A 1,423-nucleotide genomic window follows, 5' to 3' on the forward strand; every position below is an offset into this window, starting at 1 on the left:
AGTTTTTTCCGACGTCGCGTGAGCGAAATCATCAACTCAGAATCGCGCCTAGAAGTGATTGACGTTGCGGTAAATGGCAGAGAAGCGGTCGAAAAAGCCAAAGCTCTCAAGCCGGACGTCATCACCATGGATATTGAAATGCCAGTTATGGATGGCATTACGGCTGTGCGTGAAATCATGGCCGCATCTCCAACGCCAATTCTGATGTTTTCGTCCCTGACTCATGATGGGGCGAAAGCAACTCTTGATGCGTTGGACGCTGGTGCTCTGGACTTCTTACCGAAGAAGTTTGAAGATATTGCACGTAACCGCGATGAAGCGGTTTCGCTGCTTCAGCAACGTGTCATTCAAATTGCCTCTAAGCGTGCTTTCATGCGCCGTCCTGTAGCGCGTCCAGCTGCTGCAACTAGTGCTGCGCGCCCACTGGCTTCAAGAACCGCTACGCCTGCCGCATCGGCTCCGGCTCGGCCGGCAGCAACCAAGTTCCGCGCATCGGGTAAGAAATACCAGTTAACTGCGATTGGCACATCCACTGGTGGCCCAGTTGCTTTACAAAAAATTCTTACTCGTCTGCCGATGAACTACCCACATCCAATCGTGCTGATTCAGCATATGCCTGCGACATTTACGGCGGCATTTGCAAGTCGATTGAACACGTTGTGTAAGATCCAAGTGAAAGAAGCACAAGACGGTGATGTGTTACAAGCTGGTGTGGCTTACCTAGCGCCAGGCGGCAAGCAAATGATGATTGATGGTCGTGCAGGTGCTGCTCGCCTTCGCATCATTGATGGCGGTGATCGCATGAACTACAAACCGTGTGTGGATGTGACCTTTGGCTCGGCGGCGAAAGTTTACGGCGACAAAGTGCTTTCTATGGTGCTCACCGGAATGGGTGCAGATGGCCGAGAAGGTGCACGTATGCTGAAATCGGCAGGTTCAACCATTTGGGCACAAGACGAAGAAAGCTGTGTGGTTTACGGTATGCCTCAAGCTGTTGCTAAAGCGGGCATTTCTTCTGAAGATTTACCTCTTGACCGAATTGCAGAACGCATGCTGGTGGAAGTGGGTTTAGCGTAGGATAAATCATGATCGTTTGGAGTGTAGCTAACCAAAAAGGTGGGGTAGGTAAAACCACATCAACAGTGACACTAGCAGGTTTGTTGAGCCAGAAAGGTCATCGTGTATTGATGGTCGACACCGATCCTCATGCGTCACTGACGACTTATCTTGGTTACGACTCAGATACCGTGTCATCAAGCTTGTTCGATCTGTTTCAGCTAAAGACGTTCACTCGCGATACAGTTAAGCCGTTGATCTTAGAAACCGAGTTGGAAGGAATGGACATCATTCCTGCGCACATGTCATTGGCTACGCTAGACCGCGTAATGGGTAACCGCAGTGGCATGGGGTTGATTTTGAAGCG

2 protein-coding genes are annotated in these 1,423 nt (G+C 50.5%); both read left to right on the forward strand.

The genetic code is table 11. The features are described 5' to 3' along the window. Positions 1-1,077 (forward strand): chemotaxis response regulator protein-glutamate methylesterase (locus tag R7Q47_RS24385; protein WP_318089800.1); only part of this gene is annotated, 1,077 nt, incomplete at its 5' end. An 8-nt stretch (positions 1,078-1,085) separates the two neighbouring features. After that, positions 1,086-1,423, forward strand: a 338-nt coding sequence (locus R7Q47_RS24390) for a ParA family protein (protein ID WP_318089802.1), incomplete at its 3' end; no start/stop codon positions are given.

The sequence above is a fragment of the Vibrio sp. Vb0349 genome, assembly GCF_033338975.1.